This is a genomic window from Zobellia galactanivorans, from assembly GCF_000973105.1.
GTDB classification, from domain to species: Bacteria; Bacteroidota; Bacteroidia; order Flavobacteriales; family Flavobacteriaceae; genus Zobellia; species Zobellia galactanivorans.
In genome coordinates, this window is the sequence record NC_015844.1 from 1,742,902 (window position 1) to 1,768,873 (window position 25,972).

The 25,972-nt window shown below is 43.8% G+C and carries 20 protein-coding genes; 11 read left to right on the plus strand and 9 right to left on the minus strand.

The features are described 5' to 3' along the window. Positions 1-163: 163 nt before the first annotated feature. Complete coding sequence (locus ZOBGAL_RS06970) at positions 164-1,159, plus strand: NAD(P)H-dependent glycerol-3-phosphate dehydrogenase (protein WP_013992832.1); 996 nt, start codon at positions 164-166, stop codon at positions 1,157-1,159. 93 nt (positions 1,160-1,252) lie between these two features. Here ZOBGAL_RS06970 and ZOBGAL_RS06975 read toward each other — a convergent pair whose 3' ends face one another. The 4 genes from ZOBGAL_RS06975 to ZOBGAL_RS06990 form a co-directional block, all read right to left on the minus strand. Next, a complete protein-coding gene (locus ZOBGAL_RS06975) occupies positions 1,253-2,920 on the minus strand; it encodes a glycerol-3-phosphate dehydrogenase/oxidase (RefSeq protein ID WP_013992833.1) in 1,668 nt (555 codons plus the stop codon). 46 nt (positions 2,921-2,966) lie between these two features. Next, positions 2,967-4,448: a glycerol kinase GlpK gene (gene glpK / locus ZOBGAL_RS06980; RefSeq protein ID WP_013992834.1), complete on the minus strand. Its 1,482-nt coding sequence runs from the start codon at positions 4,446-4,448 to the stop codon at positions 2,967-2,969. Positions 4,449-4,550: 102 nt separating this feature from the next. Then, positions 4,551-6,896, minus strand: coding sequence for a penicillin-binding protein 1C (gene pbpC, locus ZOBGAL_RS06985; RefSeq protein WP_013992835.1), 2,346 nt, complete (start codon positions 6,894-6,896; stop codon positions 4,551-4,553). A 114-nt stretch (positions 6,897-7,010) separates the two neighbouring features. After that, positions 7,011-7,367, minus strand: coding sequence for a hypothetical protein (locus ZOBGAL_RS06990; RefSeq protein WP_013992836.1), 357 nt, complete (start codon positions 7,365-7,367; stop codon positions 7,011-7,013). An 82-nt stretch (positions 7,368-7,449) separates the two neighbouring features. Here ZOBGAL_RS06990 and ZOBGAL_RS06995 point away from each other — a divergent pair, with 82 nt between their 5' ends. From ZOBGAL_RS06995 to ZOBGAL_RS07005, 3 genes are all read left to right on the plus strand, one after another. Continuing rightward, positions 7,450-7,986: a CvpA family protein gene (locus tag ZOBGAL_RS06995; protein ID WP_013992837.1), complete on the plus strand. Its 537-nt coding sequence runs from the start codon at positions 7,450-7,452 to the stop codon at positions 7,984-7,986. Positions 7,987-8,036: 50 nt separating this feature from the next. After that, positions 8,037-9,083 carry an acyltransferase family protein gene (locus tag ZOBGAL_RS07000; RefSeq protein WP_013992838.1) on the plus strand — a complete coding sequence of 349 codons (1,047 nt, stop codon included), beginning with the start codon at positions 8,037-8,039 and terminating at the stop codon, positions 9,081-9,083. Positions 9,084-9,305: 222 nt separating this feature from the next. Next, the gene (locus ZOBGAL_RS07005) at positions 9,306-9,725 is read left to right on the plus strand and encodes a lipocalin-like domain-containing protein (RefSeq protein WP_013992839.1); all 420 of its coding nucleotides are present in this window, start codon (positions 9,306-9,308) and stop codon (positions 9,723-9,725) included. A gap of 78 nt (positions 9,726-9,803) precedes the next feature. Here ZOBGAL_RS07005 and ZOBGAL_RS07010 read toward each other — a convergent pair whose 3' ends face one another. Beyond that, positions 9,804-15,317: an alpha-2-macroglobulin family protein gene (locus ZOBGAL_RS07010; protein ID WP_013992840.1), complete on the minus strand. Its 5,514-nt coding sequence runs from the start codon at positions 15,315-15,317 to the stop codon at positions 9,804-9,806. Between the two features lie 344 nt (positions 15,318-15,661). Between ZOBGAL_RS07010 and ZOBGAL_RS07015 the strand changes: the two genes are divergently transcribed. From ZOBGAL_RS07015 to amaB, 5 genes are all read left to right on the plus strand, one after another. After that, the gene (locus ZOBGAL_RS07015; protein ID WP_013992841.1) at positions 15,662-16,138 is read left to right on the plus strand and encodes a CAP domain-containing protein; all 477 of its coding nucleotides are present in this window, start codon (positions 15,662-15,664) and stop codon (positions 16,136-16,138) included. Positions 16,139-16,280: 142 nt separating this feature from the next. Continuing rightward, entirely contained in the window at positions 16,281-16,820 is a 540-nt protein-coding gene (locus ZOBGAL_RS07020) for a 3-hydroxyanthranilate 3,4-dioxygenase (protein ID WP_013992842.1), read from the plus strand. 92 nt (positions 16,821-16,912) lie between these two features. After that, entirely contained in the window at positions 16,913-18,526 is a 1,614-nt protein-coding gene (locus tag ZOBGAL_RS07025; RefSeq protein WP_013992843.1) for a CHASE domain-containing protein, read from the plus strand. Between the two features lie 15 nt (positions 18,527-18,541). Next, positions 18,542-18,895: a DUF1304 domain-containing protein gene (locus tag ZOBGAL_RS07030; protein WP_013992844.1), complete on the plus strand. Its 354-nt coding sequence runs from the start codon at positions 18,542-18,544 to the stop codon at positions 18,893-18,895. 134 nt (positions 18,896-19,029) lie between these two features. Further along, positions 19,030-20,583 carry an L-piperidine-6-carboxylate dehydrogenase gene (amaB, locus tag ZOBGAL_RS07035; protein WP_013992845.1) on the plus strand — a complete coding sequence of 518 codons (1,554 nt, stop codon included), beginning with the start codon at positions 19,030-19,032 and terminating at the stop codon, positions 20,581-20,583. A 130-nt stretch (positions 20,584-20,713) separates the two neighbouring features. Here the strand turns inward: amaB and ZOBGAL_RS23530 are convergent, their stop codons facing one another. Beyond that, positions 20,714-20,854, minus strand: a complete 141-nt coding sequence (locus ZOBGAL_RS23530; RefSeq protein ID WP_158499720.1) for a hypothetical protein — start codon at positions 20,852-20,854, stop codon at positions 20,714-20,716. A gap of 344 nt (positions 20,855-21,198) precedes the next feature. On the opposite strand from ZOBGAL_RS23530, the gene ZOBGAL_RS07045 reads away from it, so the two are divergent. Next, positions 21,199-22,116, plus strand: coding sequence for an OmpA family protein (locus tag ZOBGAL_RS07045; protein ID WP_013992847.1), 918 nt, complete (start codon positions 21,199-21,201; stop codon positions 22,114-22,116). 23 nt (positions 22,117-22,139) lie between these two features. Further along, entirely contained in the window at positions 22,140-22,703 is a 564-nt protein-coding gene (locus ZOBGAL_RS07050; protein ID WP_013992848.1) for a hypothetical protein, read from the plus strand. 358 nt (positions 22,704-23,061) lie between these two features. Here the strand turns inward: ZOBGAL_RS07050 and ZOBGAL_RS07055 are convergent, their stop codons facing one another. From ZOBGAL_RS07055 to ZOBGAL_RS07065, 3 genes are all read right to left on the minus strand, one after another. Next, positions 23,062-24,060: an acyl-ACP desaturase gene (locus ZOBGAL_RS07055; RefSeq protein WP_013992850.1), complete on the minus strand. Its 999-nt coding sequence runs from the start codon at positions 24,058-24,060 to the stop codon at positions 23,062-23,064. Positions 24,061-24,125: 65 nt separating this feature from the next. Then, positions 24,126-24,851 (minus strand): metallophosphoesterase family protein, encoded by a 726-nt coding sequence (locus ZOBGAL_RS07060; protein ID WP_013992851.1) that lies wholly within the window; start codon positions 24,849-24,851, stop codon positions 24,126-24,128. After that, complete coding sequence (locus ZOBGAL_RS07065; protein WP_013992852.1) at positions 24,848-25,930, minus strand: hypothetical protein; 1,083 nt, start codon at positions 25,928-25,930, stop codon at positions 24,848-24,850. Before ZOBGAL_RS07065 ends, ZOBGAL_RS07060 begins: the two co-directional genes overlap by 4 nt. Positions 25,931-25,972: the final 42 nt, after the last annotated feature.

Here is a 25,972-nt window from a genome sequence, read left to right on the forward strand (position 1 = left end):
TATAGTTCACACTTCAAAAATCAATCACCGTGCCAAGTTTTTTAACAAACTGTTAATCAGCACTTAAGGTTTCAATTTTTAAATTAACTAGTTTTGTACCTAGTGAAACCCCAATACCCACAACCAACCATACCATAGTAACTAAGTCATTTATCATAGCACCATGACCAAAAAATTTACAGTATTAGGCGGCGGAAGCTGGGCTACGGCCATTGTAAAAATGCTTTGTGTGAACCAAGAAAAAGTGGGTTGGTACATGCGAAATTCAGATGCCGTAGGTTTTATCAACATTCAAAAACACAACCCCAATTATCTAACATCGGTAACATTTGACACCGATAAACTTGAGCTTACCGACGACATCAACAAGGCGGTCAGCAATTCTGACATTCTCATATTTGCCATACCTTCGGCTTTTCTTGAGGGCGAGTTGCAAAAAATCAAAGGTTCGCTAAAAGATAAAATCGTGTTTTCGGCCATCAAAGGCATTGTACCCGAAACAGGATTGATCGTGGGCGAGCATTTTCACAAAAAATACGGAATACCCTTTGAGAACATTGGCGTTATTGCCGGGCCTTGCCATGCCGAAGAGGTTGCCCTAGAACGTCTATCGTACCTGACCATAGCCTGTGCAGATACGAAAAAAGCCAAATTTGTAGCCAAAAACCTGAGCAGTAGCTACATCAAGACCAAGACCACCAATGATATCATCGGTACGGAATACGCGGCCATGCTAAAGAACATCTATGCCATAGCAGCCGGTATAGCCCATGGCCTTGGCTACGGCGACAATTTTCAGAGCGTACTCATGAGCAATGCCATTCGGGAGATGAAACGCTTTACCAAGCGCATACACAAAATAGACCGCAACATCAACGAGTCGGCTTATTTGGGAGACCTGTTAGTAACCGGTTATTCTACCTTTAGCCGTAACCGCATGTTCGGTAATATGATCGGCAAGGGATACACCGTAAAAAGCGCCCAAATGGAGATGCGTATGGTAGCCGAGGGCTATTATGCCACGGCCAGTGCCTACAAACTGAAATCGAGCTTCAAGAAGAAGGTCAAAACCCCGATTATCGATGCCGTATACGCCGTTCTCTACGAAGGAAAAAGTGCCAGTAAAGTCTTCAAGGGCCTTACCGATAAATTAGATTAACCATACCAGATAAAGGTAAAAAAGAATCGGGCCGCAGTTTACAACTACGGCCCGATTTCCAACTCAACTTATTTTTAAAATTACCCAAATAGGTTATCCACGATCTAGGGAAAAATTAGAATGCTCGTCTAATTCGTTTTCCAAAATCTTTCGCCATGAGACCAGTTGTTCATCGGTTACGGCAAAAATGGATTTAAATTCTTCCAGAATAGGCTCCATTAGCGTTCTCACGCTATCAATATCAAAGTACAGTCGGCCCGTTCTTCTAATGAAAAAATCCATGGGATTCTGCACCATTTCATAGTCGATGCAGAAACGCAGTTCGGCCTTTGCCAAACGTACGTATTTATCGGTATCGCTAAAACCTTCGTAATTTTCTAGAATCATTTCGGTCTGCTTTCCATAGGTGGTAACCAAGAACCAAGCATCGTGTTTGGTAAAACCATCCCCTTTGATACGGCCGTAAACTTCACTGATGTATTTTTCAACATGCTTGAACTTTTTAAAATCTACGTTGCCACAAAGAAATATCTTCTCGGTATAACACTCTTTTAGTTCGGTACCCTCTTCTTCTTCCATTCTTTTGGCTATGCGATCAACGACCCTTTCCGCCATTTTCCTATACCCGGTAAGCTTACCTCCGGCAATACTTATCAGGCCTGTATCGGAAGTGAATATTTCATCTTTTCTAGAAAGTTCGGAAGCCGATTTTCCCTCTTCATGGATCAAGGGACGCAGACCTGCCCACGATGATATAATATCGTCCATTTCCAGATTGATATCGGGAAACATGTTGTTCACTGCGGATATGAGATAGATGGCATCGGCCAAGTCTGTGCGAACGTTATCCTTGTCCTTATTGTAATTGGTATCGGTAGTACCGATATAGGTCACCTTACCGCGCGGTATTGCAAACATCATTCTACCGTCGGGCACATCAAAATAAACGGATTGCTTTATCGGTAATTTCTTTTTAGGAAAGACCAAATGCACCCCTTTGGTCAGATGTAATTGCTTTCCTTTTTTAGAGTTATTGGTACTTCGCAATTCATCGACCCATGGGCCCGCAGCACTGATCACGTATTTCGATTTAATATTGAAAGTAGCCCCTGAGACCCCGTCTTTTACTTGAACCCCCGCTACTTTTTCATCCTCGTAAATAAAATCCTCAACCGCGGCATAGTTTAAGGCCTGTGCCCCGAACAATAGGCTCGACTTGATATTCTCAATGGTCAATCGCGCATCATCGGTACGGTATTCGGCATAATAGCCGGCGCCTTTCAATATTTTCTTCGGAAGCAAAGGTTCAAGCTTCAAAGCTTCTTTTTTCTCAAGCATTTGACGCTTATCGTCACCGGTTACCTGGGCCAAAATGTCGTATACCTTCAGACCGATTGAAGTCAGCCACTTACCGTATGAACCATTTTCAATAAGGGGAAGCAACATTTTTTCGGGAAGGACCAAATGTGGTGCCAGTTTATGGACGATGGCACGTTCAGATCCGACTTCCTTTACCAGCCAAAAATCGAATTGCTTTAAATATCGCAGTCCGCCATGTATCAATTTGGTCGATTTACTACTGGTTCCGGAGGCAAAATCCCCTTTTTCGACCAAGGCCACTTTGAGTCCACGTGAGGCGGCATCAAGGGCAATCCCCCCGCCTGTAATACCTCCACCGATAACGACAAGATCGTAGGTGCTGGAGGTAAGCTCGGCAATCGTTTTTGCCCTATCCAAATTTGAAAACCTAATATTTTTCATAATATTCTTTTACTGTATTGCGGTATTATACTGCTGTGTCTTTCTTTTATTGTTCTTCCCATCCTTTGGTTCGCTCTACGGCCTGCTTCCATTTTTTGTAAAGACGTTTCCGTTTTACGCGGTCAAAGGTAGGCTTAAAGATTCTGTTCATAGGTCTATTTTGATCCACATCTTCTTGTTTCCACAGCCCCACTTGAATGCCTGCCAAAAACGCGGCACCCATAGCTGTAGACTCTATTACCTCTGGGCGGTGAACCTCAGAATCTAATATATCGGCCTGAAATTGCATTAAATGGTTATTGGCACAAGCACCACCATCTACACGAAGGTTTTTCAACTGAATTCCAGAATCATCTTCCATCGCTTTTAAAATATCTTTGGTCTGGTAAGCCAATGATTCTAAAGTAGCCTTGGCCAAATGTGCCTTACCCGTATCCCTGGTCAATCCAAATACCGCTCCCCTGGCGTACATATCCCAATAGGGCGCTCCCAAACCTGCAAAAGCGGGAACCACATAAACCGGGTTTTCACCTTCAACGGAATCGGCAAGCGCTTCTGTTTCCTTGGCATCTTTAATAATTTCCAATCCGTCGCGAAGCCACTGTATGGCTGCACCTGCAATAAATATGCTTCCTTCAAGTGCATAGTTCACTTTTCCATCCAATCCGTAAGCAATGGTAGTAAGGAGTCCGTTTTTGGAAAATTGAGGTTTTTCCCCTGTATTCATCAACATAAAACAACCGGTTCCATAGGTGTTTTTTGCCGTCCCCTTATTGAAACAGGCCTGTCCGAACAAAGCGGCCTGTTGATCACCGGCAATACCGGCAATCGGAATTTTAACCCCATCGATTTCATAATCACCGAAATGATGTGCCGATGGTTTTACTTCGGGAAGCATCAATTTTGGAATGCCAAGGGCCCTGAGCATCTTATCGTCCCATTTTAGGTTTACGATATCGTAAATCATGGTACGTGATGCATTGGTATAATCTGTAACATGGTTTGCACCATTGGTCATATTCCATACCAACCAAGTATCTACAGTACCCATTAACAAATCACCATTTTCGGCTTTTGCACGTGCCCCTTCTACATTATCTAAAATCCACTTTACCTTGGTTCCGGAAAAATAAGAATCAATTACAAGTCCGGTAGTCTGCCCAACGTGCTCTGATAATCCACTCTTTTTTAAATGCTCACAAATATCTGCCGTACGTTTATCTTGCCAAACAATAGCGTTATAAACGGGCTCGCCCGTAGTTTTGTCCCATACCATTGTGGTCTCACGCTGATTGGTAATCCCAATGGCCAAAATGTCACTTGCGGCAACACCTTCGTTCTTCAACAATTCTTTTAACACCCCTAATTGGGTTTCAAGAATTTCTTTGGGGTCGTGTTCTACCCAACCCGACTTTGGAAAGATCTGTTTGAATTCTTTCTGCACCATGCCCTGAATCTTGCCTTCTTGGTCTACAAGCAATGCGCGAGAACTGGTGGTACCTTGGTCTAGAGATATAATGTATTTCATTTGCGAAAGTTTTAAAGCCAAAACCACACAATAGTAGCATAGTGTAGCACAGCAAAGATATATAAATATACTCGAATATTACGCAACTACAAAGTAGGAATTTTATTCAATGGTAATGGTAACGAAAACTTCATTACCAAAACCGTCTAGGGCCATAATCTTGTGACGGCCTTTCTTGGGTAATAGGGCGATTTCATGAAAGGTATGGGTCTGCCCCACAAAAGTTTCATCGAGATACCAATAAACATCGGCGCCCGCTTTTATATGGGCCAATTTTACGACCAATTCGTTCGTCTTCCCCTCAAAATTCTTGGCGAGCGTGATACGACTTCCGTTTTTTGGGTAGATAAACTGCATGGGCGGGTCGCCGTCATTGCGACAATTGGCCTGAAAAGGAGGTAGCTCGCGATACGAAGGATTTGCCGAGCGGTAATAATAGGCCATTAGGGGAGGCAACACAAACCATGGTTCCGAGACGATATTCGACACGTCGGCACATGAAGAGTTGACCTGAAATTGCCGTTGGGCATTTAAGTGGACCATTTGATGATACGGACAAGAACTTACATAATTCTCCTTATTAGGAATAGATATCCGCTTTACTTGACAAAGGTCGGTTGCCAAATAACCGCTCTCGGCGCATACGTTGATTTCGGTAAACTCGTCGAAGGGTTTTTGAAACCACTGGCTACGGGGCAAGACATCAAAAACATCGAACATAAGTGGAGCGGCACTTGAAACACCGCTTACGTTGGGCCGTCCTTCGCCATCGGCATTCCCGACCCACACACCGACCACATGGTCGGTAGTAACACCTATGGCCCATGCATCTTTGTTACCGAAACTCGTTCCGGTTTTCCAGGCAATTTCCTTGCTACTATCGAAGAACTGCCAAGATTCATCGCCCTCGGGCCTGTTTACCTCCTTCATAGCTTCAAAAGTGAGGTAAATGCTTGCGGCATCGAAAACCGTTTTTTCAAGGGATTTTTTTCCATAATCGACCGTTGCGTCGGTTTTTAAGTCCAAATCGGTAAACTCCCCGGTGTAATATTCGCTCGATGTGGCATTAAAATGGTTAAGGGTTCCGGCCAAGTTCGCATAGGTTTTACAAAGATCCCACAGATTGCTTTCGGCCCCTCCCAAAATAAGGGTAAGTCCGTAATGGTCGGCAGATTTTGTTATACCCCCTAGCTTAAAAACATCGAGTTGGTCTCTAAACTTTTCCAATCCGTACGCTTGTAGAAGTCGCACCGCAGGTATATTCAACGAACGTGCCAACGCTTTTTTGGCCGCGACCGCCCCACTATAATTTTCACTGAAATTCTCAGGGGTATACCCCGCTATTTGGGTAGGCACATCGGCCACCAACATATCGGGCAATAGCTCTCCTGCATCTAACATAGCCGCATACAACAATGGTTTGAGTACACTTCCGGTACTGCGGTTGGCCCGTACCATATCGACATCTTTTTGATGCTCAGCATCGGTAGGCGTATTCCCCACATATGACAAAACCTTACGTGTGTGTACATCGACTACCATTACCGCAGCATTGTGCACTTGATTTTGCTTGAGGTTGGCATGGTGTTTTTTAACGATGGCGTTCACATGCTGTTGCAATTTTTCATCAACACTGCTTACCATACGTTTTCCCTTATTGATTTTTGACATATACTGCACTAGGTGCGGAGCCTTATCGGGCAAGGAAAAAGGTTTGGCAGGAAGTGGCTCAAGTAAGGAAAGGTCGTAAGTAACTCGATCGATGATCTTATTGTCAAACAGCTTTTTCAGCAGCCGATTGCGTTTTTTTAAAAGTCGATCTTGATTCCTTCCCGGATAAATAAGGCCTGGGGCGTTAGGAAGCACCGCCAATGTTGCGCTTTCCGCCCAAGACAACTGATAAGGCCTGAGTCCGAAATACCGCCACGCCGCCATTTCAAGTCCTACAACGTTGCCCCCAAAAGGTGCATGCCCACAGTAGAGTTTTAAAATGTTCCGTTTTGACTCCCGTATTTCTAGGCGGGTAGCCAATACCAACTCGATAAGCTTTTCAAAATACGAACGCTTTTTTTGGCCCCTTGACAGACGTACGACCTGTTGGGTGAGCGTACTACCGCCCCTCACTACCTTTCCTTGGGCAACATTCTCCCGTAGGGCCTTTAGCATTGAAATCGGATTGAAGCCAAAGTGCTCATAAAAATGGGCATCTTCAAACTGCAAAATACATTGCTCAAACTTCTCCGGAACACTATCGGCAACAGGAAAACGCCACTGGCCATCGTCGGCAATGCGGGCGCCCAACAAGCTTCCTTGCCTACTTTCCACTACTGTGGCCGTTGGTGCATCAAAGAGGTTCCGGGGAAGACAAAAGTAATACGCCACCACAGCCACAAACAACAAGGTAAGTTTTATGGGGTGTCTCTTAAAAAACTGGATCAAACCTTTCATCTCTTAAAATCGTACTTGCGCCATCAAACTAACAGAAGGCCTATCTTTTGAAACCTTTACTTCCCTTATGCACCCCTAAAGACAAGTCGCCTATAGGACGTATTTTCGAAGGCATCAAACAATGTATTCCTTCTCTAGAAAATAGCCGACAACGGCTTCCTTCATCAATACGGCCTGTTCCCCCGCTTTCAAAGGCGGCAATTCTTCCTTGACATGGTAGTGAGGCCATCCTTCCTCATCAAAATAATCGAATTCATAATAGCCATAGGGCTCCAACAAACGACAGATGGCAATGTGCATCAGGTCTAATTTGTCGTCTTTCCTGTATTTTCGATGGTACTGTCCTAATTCCTGTACGCCAACCAAATAGATAATGGCATCGAGCTCTAAGGGGTCACCATCGGCGAACTGGGCCGACAACTTCTCTACCAATGCACTCCATCTTCCTTTTAATTCTTCATCTCTAGACATCTATTCTCGCGTTTTTTGTTTACTTCGCTGTAGCCCACAAAGGTACGAATCAAAACACTACTTTTGTGTAAAGACTACCCTTATGAGTTTCTTGGATATTATTTTAGGATTACTGCTTTTATACGGCCTTTGGAAAGGCTTAAAAAACGGGCTTTTTGTGGAACTTGCCTCTATTGTCGCCTTAATTGCGGGAATTTATGGCGCCATTCATTTTTCATATTACGCCGGCGACTACCTTTCACAAAACATGGATTGGAACGAACGGTACATTAATATTGCCGCCTTTGTCATTACTTTTATCGTAATCGTATTGGCAGTACAACTGGCCGGCAAGTTCTTGACCAAAATTGCCAACTTTGCCATGTTAGGACTACTTAACAAAGTTGCTGGAGGCATTTTTGGCGTGGTTAAAGTGGCCGTGATATTAGGGGCCTTGCTTATATTCTTTGAACGCGTCAACAATTCTGCCGGGGTCGTAAAAGATGAGACCATGCAAGAATCGGTATTATACGGACCCATTAAAGAAATTGGGGCTTTCGTATTTTCGAAGGTTTTAAAGGAAGATAGCCCCATTGAACCAAAGGAAGAAACCGAAGAAATCGAAAGTGTAGTTATCTAAAACCGAATTTTCAATACCCATGATGTGCTCCCCCCACAATCGACTTTTCTATGTACTTAAACTCAATCAATATTTATAGGGGGATTTCTATTTTGCTTATTGTCTCGGCACATTGCTATTCTATTTCAGAGATTAAAATCGACACCTTCCCGGAAGCCCTATTTGCCAATCTTACCGCAGGAAGCACCATAAATTTTATTTTTATTTCAGGCTTTTTGTTTCATCACGTTTTTTATCTCAGGGAAAAAACCAGGCAATTTTTGACACAAAAACTAAGACGCCTTTTAATTCCCTATACCATTTTATCGATTGTCCCCATCTTCCTCAAATTACAGCTAGAACCCAACTTCTGGGGCCAATATTTCCCTTTAGGATCAGACGGTTTTGTAAACGGATACCTCATTCCTACAATCCTCTATTACATAACGGGTGCACACTTGGTAGCCTATTGGTACATTCCCTTTGCCGTTTGTTTATTTATAATGTATCCCATCCATATCAAATTTATTGAACTGAAACCGACCTATCAGCTTTCAATACTCTTTCTATTATTTGTAATCGCACTTCTCATACACAGACCGGTAGACGAACTTAACGTACTTCAGTCCGTGGTATACTTTACGCCCCCCTATCTATTGGGCATCCTCTGTTCACAGAACAAAACCTTTATTTACAAAAACCTCAAAAACAAAGAACTACTACTCCTGACAATCGTTCTCTCGATTGCGGCATTACAGGCATCGCTCGGCAGGTACGACAACTATCAAAAACACGCGTTTGAATATGATGGCATCGACCTTATATTACTTCAAAAGTCAATACTGTGTGTTTTCTTTATGCTTTTCTTACATCGCTTTGAAAACAATCAAAACAAATTATTGTCAATATTGGCCTCCACAAGTTTTGCCATCTATTTTCTTCATGGTTATGTACTGCAATTATTCACGGTTTTAAAGGCAAAATTCCAAATTCCGATTCCGCACCCCTGGGCTACCTATTTCTTGGTATGGACCGCCCTCATATTTGGCAGTATGTTCTTGGCCTTATTGCTTAAGAAAATCATGCCCAAATATGCGAGATACATTACGGGCTATTAAACATTTTTTTGACCTTCCGCTACCTTTTCCAACACTTGGGAAGCCTAAATGACCTCTCTCAAATATAAAAATACAAATGTGGCCTAGGGCTAGACAGTGTGCAAGACATCGATTTTTCATTTCGACTTCACCCATAAAACCCTGTATTTCCCCTAAAAGACGTCTTCATATATAATTTCCCAAAAATTGGTCCGTTTTAAGGCCTCACCAAACGGAAACAAGATGAAAAAACCGATTTTACTATTCGCCATAGCCCTAGGCTGTATGTTTACTTCATGTAAAAAAGATGACTCCGGAGGTGATGGCGACATTTTGGGTACTTGGTCATATATTGCCTATGCCGATGACAATGGCGAAGAACCCGCCGATGAATGTGCGCGTATGGACCTGCTTCGCTTTAAAAACGGTAATGTTTTTGATTATGAATACCACTTTGCCAGTACAGCAGGCGATGAGTGCATAGAAGGCACCCATTCCTCGGGCTCTTGGACCTATCAATTCGACAGCAAGGTACGATTGGACTATGGTACCGAAAACAACCCAGATATTACTGTTGCCAAATTCAGTATTTCAGGTGACATCCTGACCCTTACCTTTGATGAAGGAAATGGAACATATAAAAAGAAATACAAAAAGAAATAGCCCCCTAACTACGGCACCTAAACAAAAAAAAGACCTTCTGGAAGGTCTTTTTTTGTTGTTGAATTTCAGAAGGTACATTTATTGCACCACCTCTACCCATCGACCTTGGGTTCGCACTACATAATCGTTGTCGTACATGGCTTCGGCCTGTATACCGGGCAAATAATAACGTCCTAAATACGAGGCGTTCAAAAGTACCCTGAACGTTTTGGTTTCATTGGCTTCCATATCAAAGTAGAAGTTACTTCGGTCATCCCTAATATCGGTATAGGTGACTTGGTTATCGGCAAAGTCGCCAAAATCGGTAAAGCGGGTGTTTACAATTTCCCATCCACTCGGAAATATTTCGGTAAGCGCCATGTTTTTGATTGCCTGCCCCGTAGTATTGGTCAAGCTCACCTCCGCAACAAAATCAGTTCCTTGGGTTATTTGCGATACATCTAAAACATTGCCGTTTCTCCCTTTGAACGTTAGCCGCGCCCCTAGGTTTCTTTGGATAGCCTTCTCTTCACCTACCGGCAGTACCCCTTGGTTGACAAGGCTTACGAACAAGGTATTCGATTCCTTATTTTCAAGGATGAGCTGGTTGCTTCCTTTTTTAATGGCGATTTCACGATTGGCCAAGCTTTTGGAAGTACTCACATCTTCCTGTTTTCCGTTGACCGTCAAGCTCGCTTTTATACCTTTACCGCCCACCATTTTTGCAAATTTGGCCATGGCGATCAAACTGTATGCCGTAGTTTGGGTGCTCATCCATTGATTCGACGAAAGCCGCTTGGCCAAATCATCGGCAAGGCTATGTGATTTTGTCTTTTCGTCTAAGAGCACGTAGGTTTCTAGGGCCATAGCGCGATTTCTATCTTCAGAACCGTAGGTATTCCCTTTATGGTCGTTAAAATTGGTTTGGGCCGTTTTTAGAATATTTTCGGCCACACTATGCTGTCCGATAAGGGCATAGGCTGCCGCAAGACGAAACTTCGCATCGTTCGACAGGCCGTTTTGCTCTCGCAATCGATTCATACTGGCCACATCGGCATTACCCGACAAGGCCAAGGTATATAAGCGATAGGCCTGCGCCAAGGCACTCGCACCCGAACCCGAACGCCATTGTTTGGCCTTGTTCTGCTGATAGGGAAGCCAACTCGATTTAAAACCCAAGGGAAGAACATAGCCTTTCTTTTCGGCCTCCAGTAAAAAGTGGCCGGCATAACTTGTGCCCCAATCGTTAGAATAATTCTGACCGGGCCAATAAGAGAAACCGCCCGTGGCATTTTGATAGCCTCCCAGAGTTTTTACCGCACGTACGATATTCTGTTGGATCCTTTTCTTTTTGTTTCCGTCCAAATCAAAAATATCGTTCAGATAGAGTTGCGGAAATGCGGCCGAAGTAACTTGTTCGACACATCCATGTGGGTATCGTATCAAGTATTGCATACGCCCGTTGAAGTCCATTGGCGGTAGGGTAGAAAATTCTATCTGGGCCGAATTGCTTCCAGATATGCCAAAGGTTTCCAAGGAAATGTTTTTTGAGGAATTCGCTTCCAGCACTACTTCTTGCTTGTCGGATGTTACCGGGTTCGGATTGACCACATCGATAGGAATCTCAAAAGAGGCTTTTTCCCCGTTTCCGGAAGCTTCCACCACTACTTTTCCTATTCCCTTGAAATCGGCAACCTTCAGTTCAAAATAGGCCATCTTTTCATCGGGCCGGGCAAAGCTAAGCGATTGTTGCGCATCCCCCGAAATAACAAAAGATGGGTCGGGCTTCAACCTTAAGGTTACGTTCTTCACCTTTTCTTCCATAACAAAAACCGTAACGGGTAAAGTCACTTTTTCACCTGGTGTAATCTTTCTGGGCAAAGATGCAAGTACCATTAAAGGTTTGCGCACCGGAACGGTTTTCTCGGCCATACCATAGGCTTCGGCCTTTTCGTTTTCGGCAATGACCATGGTACGTACCGAACCTATATATTTCGGAATCTTGATCCGATGCGATTTACTTTCCCCCTCTTTAAGGCTGAAAGGCCCTAAATGGACCACCATGGGCTCAAAGCGGTTGGCCTTCTTATTTTTGGCTCCTGCCAGTTCCCCGTCGCCGCCGATAGCGAAGACTTGGTTGACCTTGCCCCCGAACGCACCTATGACCTCGTCAAAAACATCCCAGGTCTTTACCCCCAATGCCTCATGCGCATAAAATGTATTCCATGGATCCGGTGTTTGATATCGTGTTAAGTCGAGCAGTCCTTCATCGACAATGGCAATGCTATAGGTCATGGCTTTTTTGCTCTTTTCCGCTACTTTTACCGTGATGGTCTCTTCGGGCCTAAGCACTTCGGGCATTGATATTACCGGACTTAGCTTTGTTTCGGGATCCTCTACGGAAACCGGCACCACCCCGTACAATCGAATAGGGCTATCGTTCAACGTACTGGCATGGGGTTGTAGCAAGGAGATGTGCACATAAATGTTAGGCGTGTAAGCCGCCTCTATCGGCAACTGAAACTTGGTTTCGCCCTGGGTTGTCCCTACCCATAGGCTTTCAAGCACCTCAGAACCGTTTTCTACCGTAACCAAGGCCCGGCCACCGGCGGAACTCGGAAAGGTAACCGTAGCCGACTCCCCAACATTGTAGGTTTCCTTATCGGTTGAAAAAACCAACATGGTTGCGGCCGAAGGGTCGGTCTTTCTAGATTTTCCGGCCCATCCCGGCCAATCGATATATACTGTTTTTCCGGTAGCATGCCCTCCGTTCGGGTCTTCTACGTAAACAAGGTATCTACCCCATTCTGGATATTTTAACTCAAACTGAAACTCCGCCTTTCCGTTCGAACCTGTGCTTATCGTCTTTTCAAAAACTTTTTCGTGGTATTGACTGCTACTGAAATTCGACAGGTTATCGGCAGAAGTATCCCACCACCATCGCCAATTGACCTTGTGCACCGTAACGTTCAGGTTCTTGACCGCTTTGGCTTTTCCGTTTTCATCAACGGTAACGATTTCAAAATTATGCGGGGTGTCGGTAAGCAGCATTCCCCTGCTTTTATCTCCCTTGGGCACGTTCAAACCTACGTAGGTGCTGTAAGGCGCGTACTTTTTAGTAAAGACATCGGTGCTAAAATCGCCTCCGTTTTCATAAACCTTGGTAATAAAAGCAGCCTTTAACATACCCGGGGCCTTGCTCTTCAGCTGAGGGGCAATCGTAAACCGGGCTTTACCTTGTTCATCTACCTTACCGGTAAAGACGACCTGATCCTCTACCGAAAAATTGCGGGTAGGATCATCAAAAACATAGCCAGGAAACTTATCGAACTCCGTTAAGGCAGGGCTGAACTTTGCCGTAATATCGGCCTTGAGGTTTTTGGCCACGGCGCCGTGCAACCAATTGACCGACATGTCTACCGAAATAGGTTTGTCTCCCTTAAGAAGGTCCTCGTCAAAATCGGTCTTTATTTTTAACCTATTGGGTTTTATCGTCTCTATTTTTAGTGTCTTACTAAAGGAGGCCCCTCCGACGGATATTTTGGCCATCCAATTTCCCGTAGGCGCGTTTGCATCGGTCTTGACATTGAACTGATAGAAATTATTGAGGCCGCTCGTCTTCATCTCCCGGTGCACCACCTTGTGGTAGGGGTCAAACAGCTCCAATTTAACGGGGTGCCCCGCGGAAAGCTTGTTCGCATTGTCGTTCAAGATAAAGGATAGGTAAATTTCATCGCCCGGTCTCCAGACCCCGCGTTCGCCAAAAATGAAGCCTTTCAATCCTTTTTGCAATTGCACTCCGGCCACTTTGAACTTACTTACCGATAGCGTATTGCCATCATTGAGCTTTACATAGGTTTTTTGACCGTTGCTTTCGGCTACGGCAAAATAGGCCATGGCATCGGCATCGTAAATGGACTTCCCTTCCGCATCGGTAATCACATGTCCAAGGGCTTGTTGCTGGTAGTTGTAAAAGGTGACCTTTACCCCGGCCATAGGCATGGCATCCAGAATATTTGTTGCCACTACAAAGTAACTTTTATTCGTTCCCCTTTTAACGGTAAGGCCTATGTCGGAAGCCAAAATATTCGTCCCGATCTTCTTATTGTAGTAATAGGAGCGATCGCAAGGGTTATCACGTTCGTTCCAGTTATAATCGTAGTAGTAATCGTTATAATAATAATCCTCTACATTGTCCCACGAGCTGTCCTCGCTTTCCTCATCGTAATTTTCCTCTTCATCGGACGAAAGGTCAAAATTGGTACTATCGCATTTAAAGGCGCTGTCTTCGGGGCCGAAGTCGAATTCAACGCGGTACATGGCACCCGTTTCGGGCGAAATCAAGTTTTTTAAGTCTATGGCATGGGCTCTCCATTTTTCGCTATGGCCGGCGGCGTTGTCCAACACAATTTTTTTACGTGCAATCGGCCTAGCTACGGCCCGTAAATTGCCCTGCCCCCCTAAATTGTTCCCCTGAAGGAACTGCAAGACATTATTTTCATAAATCTTAAATACGGAAACTTTTATCGATTTCAGGCTTACCGCTTCAAAATTGATCTTTAGATTATTTGAAGAAGGAAGTATGGTACCGTTGGAAATCAGTCGCACTTGGGGCTTTAACCGTTCAAAAGCCACGCGCTCGGTAAATTTCGATTTCAGTTTACGGCCCTCCGTACTTTCTATACCTTCAAAAACATCGATATTGACCGTACCCTGTATATCTTTGGACGGATACACCCTAAGCGTATTGCCGTCAACGGAGTATTTGGGATCATCGTCCTGTTCCAACACCACCAAACCTTTAAAATTCTGTCCTTTTTTTATGGGGTCTGAAAAATTGATCAAGACCCGGGCATTTTCACCGGTTTCTACGGTTGCATCTAAGACCGTAAAGTTGTTTTTTCCCGGTATTCGTATGGTATTACTGCCGCTACTTTCAATATCGAACTTATCTCCGTTCCACTCTACCTCAAGTTCCGAATCGTTTTCAAGTCGCTGTATACTATCGATGGTGAAAGCGAACAGGGTTCCCTTTTGTACCGCATCGTCGAAGCGTACACGAATGGACTTACTATTATGTTTTACGCTTATAAGTTGTTTTGCTTTTTCCAGAGGAAGAACATCGGCCATACGAAGCTGCCCCGTTACATATTGCAACGAGGAAGAGTAAGACTGAAGGGCGTTGGTATAAACATTAAATTGCTGCTTTAACGTTTTTACGCTAAAATTAAGCTCTTCGAGTTCTTCAGGAAGCCCTTTCTTGATACGTTCAAGATCGAGCGTAAAACGGTATTCGGTGTCTTGTTCAAATTGGGTGTTGGGGGTAAAGGCAATAGTTCGTGCATCGAGCGCCACGATCTTTCCTTTGACTTTCGGTTCCACGGTAAGAAGGTCAGGTTCAAGCTCCTTTCCGCTCTCCCAAGACGCTACAGGTTCGGTCAGTACCACGCGAACATCGCTATGCGCCGAAATAACTCCATGTGAGACTTGGGTAACATAGTCTTGAAACTTGCTGATATCGTCTAATTGCATATGGGCGCCTTCCTTCTTTGAAGTACAAGAAGCGATTCCTAACAAAAGGAGCAAAACGTAAAAACGGATGTTGATTTTCATAAAAACCTATTTCTTACAAAATTAGCGGATAGAATTATGGAATCCATCACGGTTTACCGTGAATTAAGTCGCATCTGAACAAGGACCGTACCAAGCATTTCAAATTCGCCGAACAATTAAAATTTCTACCGTAGATCAAATAACGGGCCTATCGTACGGTTTGACTTACAACGCAAAATTGAAGGGTGTATTTCATCGAAAAGAGTAAATTATAGAGCCTAGCAATCATAATATTTTAGATATTAGCCAGACGATAACTCCCCTTATCACGTTTAGAACACGAGAATACCCCATTCTTCCTTCCTACTTTTCTAGAATACGCCTACTTACAAATAGAACTTTGTATGAAAATGAGAATGCACTTTGCTGCACTCGTTTTATTTGTATGTACCTTGGCCTCTTGCAGTAAAGAGTCTGTTGACACTACAAATATTACCGAGGCCGAGACTGCCGAAGCAGTAGAAAAAGAATTATTGGAAGCCGTGAACGGACACCGCGTCTCCATTGGACAAAACTCACTGGAGTTCAGCGCCGTGGCCTACACCCACGCCAACGCACATACCGATTACATGATTGCCAAAGGCACCCTTAACCACGATAATTTTAGTACTAGGGCTTCGGATATTTCCGCGAAAGAAGCTGCTAAATTTGTTGCCGAAAACGTAGGTCGGGATTACGCCAACGCTTCACAGGCTTTAGATGGCTGGCTAAGCAGTGCCAGTCATAAGCGAACCATAGAAGGGGAGTTTACCCATACCGCGGTAAGTGTCAAGAAAGGCAGCAATGGCAAAATGTACTTTACACAAATCTTTTATAGGTGATTTTTCAGCTTTAAACGAGCATTATCGTCTGATATTTATAGGGATAAGGACGAGTTTTTTCATAAATTTGAGATTGTAACAACCACTATTCCCATTTTCAATTTTATTTGGGAAGGAGAAGTGATCGTAAATTTTGAACAAAATGCCCATAAAAGCTCCCTTCAACCTCAATCGCTGGATTGATGAAAACAGACATACCCTAAAACCTCCGGTAGGCAATAGAAACCTGTATAAAGACGCCGGTGATTATATTGTTATGGTAGTAGCTGGCCCAAATGCCAGAAAAGACTATCATTTTAACGAAACCGAAGAGCTCTTCTACCAATTGGAGGGCGAAATAGAAGTACACATACAAGAAGACGGACAAAAGAAAACCATGAAGCTCGGTCCTGGCGACATGTACCTACACCCCGCAAAAGTACCGCATTCCCCGGTTCGCCATGAAGGAAGCATAGGCTTGGTCATCGAAAGAAAGCGCGCCGACATGGATGTTGAGGATGGACTTCTATGGTTCTGTGACAATTGCAACCATAAGCTTTATGACGTTTACTTTAAACTCAATGATATTGAAGTAGATTTCCTAAAACACTTCAAGCATTTTTACAACTCTGAAACACTTCGCACTTGCGACAATTGTGGGACGGTAATGCCCGTAGATGAGAGATTTATCGCTGATGATTGACGTTTTTGTTGGCTTATCAACATAAAATTGTCGTTCTTTGGTAATGGCATTAGCGTCGCCGAAGTTTTTAGGATTCCCCATACCAACCTCTTATGACCACTCTGCAAATTCTAAAATACTTGGCCGTTCTCCTTATCGGAAGTAGTTTAGCCTTATTTATTTTCTTTTCGATCAATAACAGGTACCTACTTCAAAACAAGTCGGCCGTAGACAGTGCCGTTACCAAGTCGGTGATAAAACTTGAAGACGAGCTCAACAAAATAAATTTGGTAGTCGAGTCAATGGCTTTTTTCTACGAGAATAAAAGCTATATACCCCAAAAGCTTTTTGAGCGCTTTACCGACCCTTTTATCAAAGAACTCAACGGTATCAAGGCCTTGGCCTGGGCTCCAAAGGTCGAAGACTCGCTGAGGACAAAATTTGAAGAATATAGAACGATTACCCAAATCGACTCTAGCGGTCAGCTCGTTCCCACAACATCAAATAATGTACATTACCCGGTTACCACCTTAAACCCCGTAGTACCATTTAAACAGGTCTTGGGTTACGACGTTTTTTCCGATAGTACAAAAAGAGAGGCCATCTTACGTTCCATAGAAACCGGCAAACCTGCCATTTCAGGCCCCATCCAATTGATTTCGGAAGCTGACGGGGTCGGGGGAATCCTTGCCTTAAAATCGGTAAGCTCGGCCATATCTCCCGAAAACAAGGGAATTGTTCTTGGAGTATACCGCATGGATAAGTTGATTTCCGAAACCTTAAAATCTGAAATTAAGGTATTCAACCTATGCATCCACGATCACGAAGCCGGCGACACCTTATTGTTTTCAAATGTACACACCAGCAAGACCCATAAAGATCAGTACGAGAAAACCGTTATCAAAAAAAGCATCAATGCAATAGATCGCAAATGGGACGTTCATTTCGTGCCCAAACAAGAGTACCTCTCCTTTCCGCACGTCTTCGAATCTTATGTAGTTCTTATCCTCGGCCTGGCCACAACACTGCTCTTGGCCCATTTGGCCAGAAGGAGGGACAATCATAACGACCGCCTTGAAGCCCGTGTACTATTGCGTACGGCCGAACTTGAGGAATCGAACAAACAAAAGGAAAACTTGTTACGGGAAATCCACCACAGGGTAAAGAACAATCTTCAGATCACCTCTAGCTTGATCAACATGCAGAAACGCAAATTGGTAAGCAAAGAGGCCATAACGGCCTTAGAAGACAGTCAAGCGCGCATATCGGCCATAGCGCTCACCCATCAAAAAATCTATCAAGACAAAGATTCAAAGGCCGTGAACCTGCATGAGTACCTGAAAGACCTTATGGAGTACCAGAATAAAATATCACCCTCTTTCAGCTACAAGATCGATTGCCCGGAAATATCGATTGACCTAGATAAGGCGGTTCCGCTGGCCTTGATCATTTCCGAACTTGTGACCAACGCGGTAAAGCACGCCTACCCCGACAAAAAAAATTACAACGAACTCCGTATCGACGTAAAAAAATTAGACAAATCGAATATCTCATTGACCATACGCGATAACGGTAAAGGCCTTCCCGAAGGCTTTGCCATCGAAAACGCCGAAGGCATAGGTTTCGATATCATAAAGGCACTTTGCCGACAGATTTCAGCCGAGCTTTCGTATAATTCAGACAGTACCGGCACCAACTTTAGTGTTATTTTTAATAACCAAACATAGAAAAACAGAAGCGTTATGGCTGAAAAAATACTTATTGGTTTTATTTCGATCCTACACTTTTATTTCCTGTATTTTGAAATGTTCGCTTGGACAACCAAGGGGAAAAATATTTTTAGAAAGTTTCCGTCCGAACTCTTTGAGGCCACCAAACCCATGGCCGCCAACCAAGGGCTCTACAATGGTTTTCTCGCCGCTGGATTAGCATGGACCTTTTTTATAACCGACCCACTCTGGCAACAAAACATCGCGCTCTTCTTTCTAAGCTGTGTTGCTATCGCCGGAATCTACGGAGCCTATTCGGTAGACAAAAAAATCCTATACATACAGGCCCTTCCCGCCCTATTGGCCATTGTCCTTATCTTAATCTAAACTAGGCCGCATAATGGTCCCTTAGTTTTGATTGCATTCCTAGCCGGTATACATGCGATTAAAATTTACTTTTCTGGAATAGTTGCAGTACCTTTATCAAAAAATATAACAATAACGCAATAAAAAGTTATAAAATGTCACATTTAGCATCGCAATTCGGTATCGAAAAAGCACTTAAGGATTTAGGTGTAATGGATATAAACCACGGTACCTCAACAGGCTCCTCACATTTTGGTTCCGGAGAAATTATTTCATCATACTCGCCAGTAGACGGGGCCCTGATCGCTAAAGTCAAGACGACCGCTAAAGAAGATTACGAACAAGTGATGGCCGCCGCGACCAAGGCCTTTAAGGTATGGCGAAGCAAGCCGGCACCGCAACGAGGTGAAATCGTAAGGCAATTTGGAGAAAAGTTAAGGGAGAAAAAAGAAGCCTTAGGCAAATTGGTATCGTACGAAATGGGAAAAAGCTACCAAGAAGGCTTGGGAGAAGTACAGGAAATGATCGACATCTGTGACTTTGCCGTAGGTCTTTCGAGGCAGTTGCACGGTCTTACCATGCATTCCGAACGCCCAGGTCACCGAATGTACGAGCAATATCATTCACTGGGTGTGGTCGGAATTATTTCGGCTTTCAACTTTCCTGTTGCCGTTTGGGCATGGAACACGGCCTTGGCATGGATCTGTGGTGATGTTTGCGTTTGGAAACCATCTGAAAAAACACCCTTATGCGGGGTGGCCTGTCAAAATATTGCCGTAGAGGTCTTTAAGGCCAACGGTTTGCCCGAAGGTATTTCTTGCCTGATCAACGGTGACTACCGCGTAGGTGAGATGATGACCACCGATACACGAATCCCCCTGATATCGGCCACAGGGTCTACCCGTATGGGCAAAATCGTAGCCCAGAACGTAGCGGCCCGCTTAGGCAAATCGCTCTTGGAACTGGGTGGCAACAACGCCATAATCGTCACCCCCGATGCCGATATTAAGATGACGGTAATCGGCGCGGTATTCGGTGCGGTAGGAACGGCAGGTCAACGCTGTACCTCCACCAGAAGGCTCATCATTCACGAAAGTATTTACGACCAGGTCAAGACGGCCCTTGTAGAAGCCTATAAACAACTTAGAATCGGCAACCCATTGGACGAAAACAACCATGTAGGCCCACTAATCGATACCGATGCGGTGGCCCATTATAAAAATGCCCTTGATAAAGTAGTTGAAGAAGGAGGAAAAATTATTGTGGATGGAGGTGTTCTCGAAGGCGAGGGCTACGAAAGTGGCTGCTATGTAAAACCGGCCATTGCCGAGGCGCAACCCGATTTTAAAATCGTACAACACGAAACCTTTGCCCCGGTACTTTACCTTTTGAAATATTCGGGAAGCGTTGAAGACGCCATCGATATTCAAAACAACGTGGCCCAAGGCCTGTCTTCGGCCATTATGACCAACAACCTTCGTGAAGCCGAGTACTTCTTATCGGTTGCAGGTAGCGATTGTGGTATTGCCAATGTAAATATAGGTACTTCAGGTGCTGAAATTGGAGGTGCTTTTGGAGGGGAAAAAGAAACCGGTGGCGGTCGCGAATCAGGTTCCGATGCCTGGAAGGTCTATATGCGCAGGCAGACCAATACCATTAACTATACTACCGAGCTTCCTTTGGCGCAAGGCATCAAATTCGATTTATAGAAGTGAAATGTGTTTATGTGAAAACCCGCCGTTAATTACTTGACCTTCCCCCGAATAGACAAGCAAAAAAATAGCGGGTTTTTAAACACTAGACTAACTCAAACATCTTTGTATACACTTTCCTTTTTCATTACATACCTTTAATTCCTTCCCTATTACCGCGTACGGTTGCGGTCTTGGGCATTTTCCAACTTCCGTGGAGTAGAGCTTGCGTGCCCAACACAATGAACATGCACATAAAATTCGCTATTTTGATAATTTCAGTTTTCATAACTTCTCGTTTTAGAATTATCCTTTCTGCCTTATAAAAGTATATATCTAAGTCTTGTCCCCAAAGTAATAATGTATAGGCCCATCCATTAGATACACAACTAGTTAGATTTCCTGTATAATCGGTCGCCGTGTCAATCCGTTGGGAATAGCAATCGGCAACCCTATCTTCCACCTATTAATGTGGCCTAAATAGAAAAGGTTAACATATCTCCCCTTCTACAACCGTATTTCATCGAAAACCGAAATGCATTTTGTAATACTTTACTTATTAATTAGTCGGTTTTAACATTTGTTTTGTTTTTTTTAATACATTGTAGTCTAAACACTTAACACTCCATTACGATGAAACGTTCAACCCTATACCTACTTGGTATCATCATTACCATAATAGTAGGTATCTATTTTTACATCAACTGCTGTAGTTATTGTAGTCCAATGGTTCAACAACAAGAGGAAGCTAAACAAGAGGTAGCACCTACCCCGGCACCTCCTAAGGCCAGTTCATATCCTTTTGCCCTGAGTGACGGCGACTTTAACTATGAGACCCAAGACAATTATAACTTTAATCGATCTAGCCCCCGTTTTTTAGAACCGGTATCGGAAAACGTTACCCGTGGTATCAGCCCGGGCCTAAAGGACTATTTGGCCACCCATAAAGACAAGGTATTGACCCTTACCGGATATTACCAAAGTGACGAAGACAACAACACCGCTTTTCCGAACTTGGGCCTCGCACGGGCAAACTCGGTCAAAAACCACCTCACATCACTTGAAATTCCGTCCTCACAAATCGACATTCAAGGGAAATTGATGGGCGATATGGTAGCCGACGGCAACATATTCAAAGGCCCCATTGCCTATGCTTTTAGCGAAAAATCAGGTAATGACGATGATGAAATAAAGGCACTTTACGAAAAAATAACATCAGATCCTTTGGTGCTTTATTTTGATACGGCGGAAGCCTCTATAAATCCTTCCGAAGAACAGCGCCAAAAAATCGCGGACATCGTAAGGTACCTTGACAAGGTCGAAAATGCCAAATGCAACATCGTGGGATATACCGATAGCAAGGGAGGTAGACAGACCAACCTCCGTCTCGGGCAAGGTAGGGCCGATTTTGCCAAAGCCTATCTTGTTCAAAACGGGATTGCCGCCGATAGAATAGCAAGCTCATCAAAGGGACCCAACGACCCCATAGCCAGTAATGCTACCGAAGAGGGAAGGGCCAAGAACAGAAGAACCGTAATATCTATTAAATAATCAATAATTAAAACTAAAATAAAATGGAATCTGGAAATATAAATATGATGTGCTGGTTGATCCCACTTCTTGTCGGGATCATTTGTGGAATCTTAGGGTATCTCTTAGGCAAGTCGAACACGAAGGTTATCGATAATTCTGACGAGTTAAAGCGCTGTAATGACGATAATTCGAGACTACGGGCCCAACTTGAGGCCTGCAAGCAACAACTGATCACCATGCCCGAAACCAAGGATGTTTCATCTTCATTGGGCGCTACGCCCATGGCCGCCGTTCCAATCCTTATTCCCTTCGACGCTGCTGCGGCAAAAGCGGCAATCGGTAAAACCGTAAAAGAAAACGATCTAAAGGTCGTAGAGGGCATTGGACCTAAAATAGAAGGGCTCTTTCATGCCGAGGGTATCAAAACATGGAAGGATCTTTCGGAAACCTCCGTTGCCCGCTGCCAAGAAGTTCTAAAAGGCGGTGGTGATCGCTACAAGATCCATGACCCGGCGTCTTGGCCAATGCAGGCCAAGATGTGCTATGAAGGAAAATGGACGGAACTTGCAAAATGGCAAGATGAACACGACCACGGAAAGTTATAAACCTTCCTTATATTTCAAATCCAAACCTCGCTATGCGGGGTTTTTTTATACCCCATCATATCGCTCCATAACAAGCGGACCATACCGTTTATCGAAGAAAGCGAACCGCTCATATTTTTCACAACAAATTGGGCTCCGTTCACAACAAATAATTAGAAAAAAGAAAATGTCAAGGTAGATTTACATTGTAATTAAGTGATAGTAATGACCCCAAATCAATCCTAGAGCTTAACCGAAAACAAGTTACGTATCCCAAATCGGAGCTTGACCTACAACAAGTTAAAACCTACTTAATAAGAAAATCCGGCCTAGAGATAGACCGGATTTTCTTATTTTGTTTTATGACGAACCATAAAACCTATATCATACCGTTGGCCTCAACCCACTTGAACCGGTATTGATCTTCAGGAAATTTCATTCGCTCTGAAATACGCTCCAATCGTTCTGGCAATTTAATCAGGTAATCACGAGCTTTTTCTGCCTCATCATTAAGGCTTCTTACTTTTTCCAACTCCCAATAAGCATTCAATTTTCTAAGAATATCCACATAATCTTGAGCGGTATATACCCCAAGGCGTTGTGCACAGTTAGAGAAGTTTTCAAAAGCCGCACCTATGGTTCCACCGGATTCACGTAAGAAATGGGCCGGCATAACAATTTTCTTTTTCATCATATCGGCAAAAGCCAACATCATACCCGAGGGGTCTTCACCAAAAATGGTTTTTACAAACTCCCTATAGGCCAAGTGATGTCGCATTTCATCGCCTGCAATTATGGTACACATCTTACCCAATAGGGCGTTTCCTTTTTTCTTTGCCATTTGGCCTACCCTTTTATGCGAAATGTTGGTAGCCAACTCTTGAAAGGAAGTATATACAAAGTTTTTGTAGGGATCCCTATCGGTTCCGATATCAAAACCATCGGCGATCAGGTGCTGGGTAGTATATTCAATTTCCCTCATATTTACCCTACCCGATAGATAGAGGTACTTATTAAGTACATCACCATGACGATTTTCTTCAGCCGTCCAGGCCCTTACCCATTTTGACCACCCATTTGTCTTATTTGGTCCGTGTTGGTCAATTCCCTCAACATCCATCAACCAAGATTCATAGGTCGGTAATGCTTCCTCCGTTATGGTATCGGCAACCATGGTCACCCAAAAATCGTATCCTAGTTCCTTAGACTCGCCCCGAAGTTCGCGAACTTCTTCAAGAAAGCCTTCACTTTCGGAATCGGGCAAAAAGTCACTAGGTTGCCAAATATCTTCTACGGGAATCAGAAAAGAATCCATAAATCCCTCAACTTGTGGCTCTATCGCCTGCATCACCTCTAATCGAATATTCTTTTCAGGCATATGTGTGTGTTTTTAACAAAGTTCGTCAATAATATAATTAAAATATAAAAATACGATATCTAATTTCAATTTCTTCCGGGTTCACCAGGATATAGCTGATGTACCGGATCGCTTTGAAATATAGTTTTCGAATCGATATCGAGCATAGAAAGCGGGCCTTTGAATGCGGCCCCCGTATCTACGTTCCAAACATTGGCGGCCCTTGTAGGCTGGGCAACCGTGGTTTTGGAAATAGGGGTATGGCCAATAAAAATTTCTTTGTAGTGCGTCAACCGTTTGGGGTAGTCTGGGTTAGACCGCTCCAATTTCGGATTGAGCGAACGAGCCAGTTCCCACAGTGTACGGTCCCAATAGAAGGTCTGCTTAAAATACTCGTATTCAATCCCCTTCAAGTTAGTAAATCCTGCATGTAAAAACAAACGTTTATTACTATCGACATAATGGTTTTTCAAACCTTCGTAGAACTGAATATGGTTCCGTTTAGTTTGGGCATCGGCCTTCTCGTACGAAGCCAAGGTAGCCCCGCCGCCATGTTGAAGCCAAAGTGGGTTGTCTTTGCCATCGCGCAACCACTCCAAGCAAAGCTCATCGTGATTTCCCCGTATAAAAATGCAATTGTGGGAATTGCCCAATTCAATTAAAAAATCGACGGTTTCGACAGCTTCGCTCCACCCGTCGACATAATCGCCCAAAAAAATAAGTTGGTCGTCGGGTGTTACACCCGCCCGTTCAAATACTTGTTTTAATCCTTTTAATCCTGAATGAATATCACCTACTACAAAAGTTCTCATTTTGCAAAAATCGAAATAATAGCAATGATTACCACAATAAAAAGTACCAAAAAAAATATTTTATAAAAAGAATAGGGTCGAGTACCACTGAGTTTTCCGGTTTGGCCGTTAATATAGAAATTATACTCTTTGTTGTCGTACCGATACGAGCTGATATATACCGGCAGCAGAATGTGTTTGAAGGTTTCATCGGTCAAAGTGATATCGGACTGCGTAATGCGTTGGGTATCACCACCGATATCACGACGGATCCAGCTGTATGCTATTTCCTTGGCTTCTTGAAAAGACAAGTGGTGCCCTTCCTTTAAGGAAACCGAATATTTTTCCGTTACAAAGCCCGAGAGGTATTTGGAATTGAAGGCTACCAGCTCCTTTACGTCCCACTGGGCCACCTTAGGGGGGATTTCCTGTCGTTTCTTTTGGGAAGCATTGATCAAGATATCATCTACAAAACCATTAACGGAACCCGACGCCCTAGACCATCGGGTTTTTCGAACCTGCCGGGTCTGCGTTCCATTCTTCGTCTTAACCCGATGAGTTTCGTAATAATAATCGCCCCTCTGCCCCTCATACCGGGCAGAAAGATTGGCATCGAAAGTCCAATAGGGCACGTACAAACCATGAAGACCTTCGGGGTCGAGTGCGGCACGTTTTAACTTGTTCGGGGCGAACCAAAGACCGTTCACCCAGTTTTTAAACAAGACTTTCGCCTTCTGGGCATCGATTTGAAAAGGAACCAAGGCCATGGGCAGTATCCAGCCTTCCTCTTCAACATCTTCTATAATCAGGGGTTCACTACAATAGATACACTGTAGCGATTTATAATTTTCTTGAACATGCTGATTGGCCCCACAATTTTTACAGTGCAGTACATCAATGGTTTTGGTATAGGCGTTATCGCCCACCACTTTTAAATAATGCTGTAACTCAAGTTCCTCTAAGCTGCTTTTGGCCTGTTCGATAAACTCTTCGTACCCGCAATACTCGCAAACAAGCTGGTGCGTACCTGGCTTGAATTTAAGTTCTGCACCACAGTTGGCGCATGCCTTTTTATGTTCGGATCGTTTGGTATCTTCCATTGGTATTTTAGGTCATTTCCACTAAACAAGAGAGTTCACCCT

What these genes read in the sequence shown, in the direction of transcription:
- ZOBGAL_RS06970 (WP_013992832.1), top strand. Translation starts at nt 164, where the DNA reads ATGACCAAAAAATTTACAGTATTAGGCGGCGGAAGCTGGGCTACGGCC.
- ZOBGAL_RS06975 (WP_013992833.1), bottom strand. Translation starts at nt 2,920, where the DNA reads ATGAAAAATATTAGGTTTTCAAATTTGGATAGGGCAAAAACGATTGCC.
- glpK (WP_013992834.1), bottom strand. Translation starts at nt 4,448, where the DNA reads ATGAAATACATTATATCTCTAGACCAAGGTACCACCAGTTCTCGCGCA.
- pbpC (WP_013992835.1), bottom strand. Translation starts at nt 6,896, where the DNA reads ATGAAAGGTTTGATCCAGTTTTTTAAGAGACACCCCATAAAACTTACC.
- ZOBGAL_RS06990 (WP_013992836.1), bottom strand. Translation starts at nt 7,367, where the DNA reads ATGTCTAGAGATGAAGAATTAAAAGGAAGATGGAGTGCATTGGTAGAG.
- ZOBGAL_RS06995 (WP_013992837.1), top strand. Translation starts at nt 7,450, where the DNA reads ATGAGTTTCTTGGATATTATTTTAGGATTACTGCTTTTATACGGCCTT.
- ZOBGAL_RS07000 (WP_013992838.1), top strand. Translation starts at nt 8,037, where the DNA reads ATGTACTTAAACTCAATCAATATTTATAGGGGGATTTCTATTTTGCTT.
- ZOBGAL_RS07005 (WP_013992839.1), top strand. Translation starts at nt 9,306, where the DNA reads ATGAAAAAACCGATTTTACTATTCGCCATAGCCCTAGGCTGTATGTTT.
- ZOBGAL_RS07010 (WP_013992840.1), bottom strand. Translation starts at nt 15,317, where the DNA reads ATGAAAATCAACATCCGTTTTTACGTTTTGCTCCTTTTGTTAGGAATC.
- ZOBGAL_RS07015 (WP_013992841.1), top strand. Translation starts at nt 15,662, where the DNA reads ATGAAAATGAGAATGCACTTTGCTGCACTCGTTTTATTTGTATGTACC.
- ZOBGAL_RS07020 (WP_013992842.1), top strand. Translation starts at nt 16,281, where the DNA reads ATGCCCATAAAAGCTCCCTTCAACCTCAATCGCTGGATTGATGAAAAC.
- ZOBGAL_RS07025 (WP_013992843.1), top strand. Translation starts at nt 16,913, where the DNA reads ATGACCACTCTGCAAATTCTAAAATACTTGGCCGTTCTCCTTATCGGA.
- ZOBGAL_RS07030 (WP_013992844.1), top strand. Translation starts at nt 18,542, where the DNA reads ATGGCTGAAAAAATACTTATTGGTTTTATTTCGATCCTACACTTTTAT.
- amaB (WP_013992845.1), top strand. Translation starts at nt 19,030, where the DNA reads ATGTCACATTTAGCATCGCAATTCGGTATCGAAAAAGCACTTAAGGAT.
- ZOBGAL_RS23530 (WP_158499720.1), bottom strand. Translation starts at nt 20,854, where the DNA reads ATGAAAACTGAAATTATCAAAATAGCGAATTTTATGTGCATGTTCATT.
- ZOBGAL_RS07045 (WP_013992847.1), top strand. Translation starts at nt 21,199, where the DNA reads ATGAAACGTTCAACCCTATACCTACTTGGTATCATCATTACCATAATA.
- ZOBGAL_RS07050 (WP_013992848.1), top strand. Translation starts at nt 22,140, where the DNA reads ATGGAATCTGGAAATATAAATATGATGTGCTGGTTGATCCCACTTCTT.
- ZOBGAL_RS07055 (WP_013992850.1), bottom strand. Translation starts at nt 24,060, where the DNA reads ATGCCTGAAAAGAATATTCGATTAGAGGTGATGCAGGCGATAGAGCCA.
- ZOBGAL_RS07060 (WP_013992851.1), bottom strand. Translation starts at nt 24,851, where the DNA reads ATGAGAACTTTTGTAGTAGGTGATATTCATTCAGGATTAAAAGGATTA.
- ZOBGAL_RS07065 (WP_013992852.1), bottom strand. Translation starts at nt 25,930, where the DNA reads ATGGAAGATACCAAACGATCCGAACATAAAAAGGCATGCGCCAACTGT.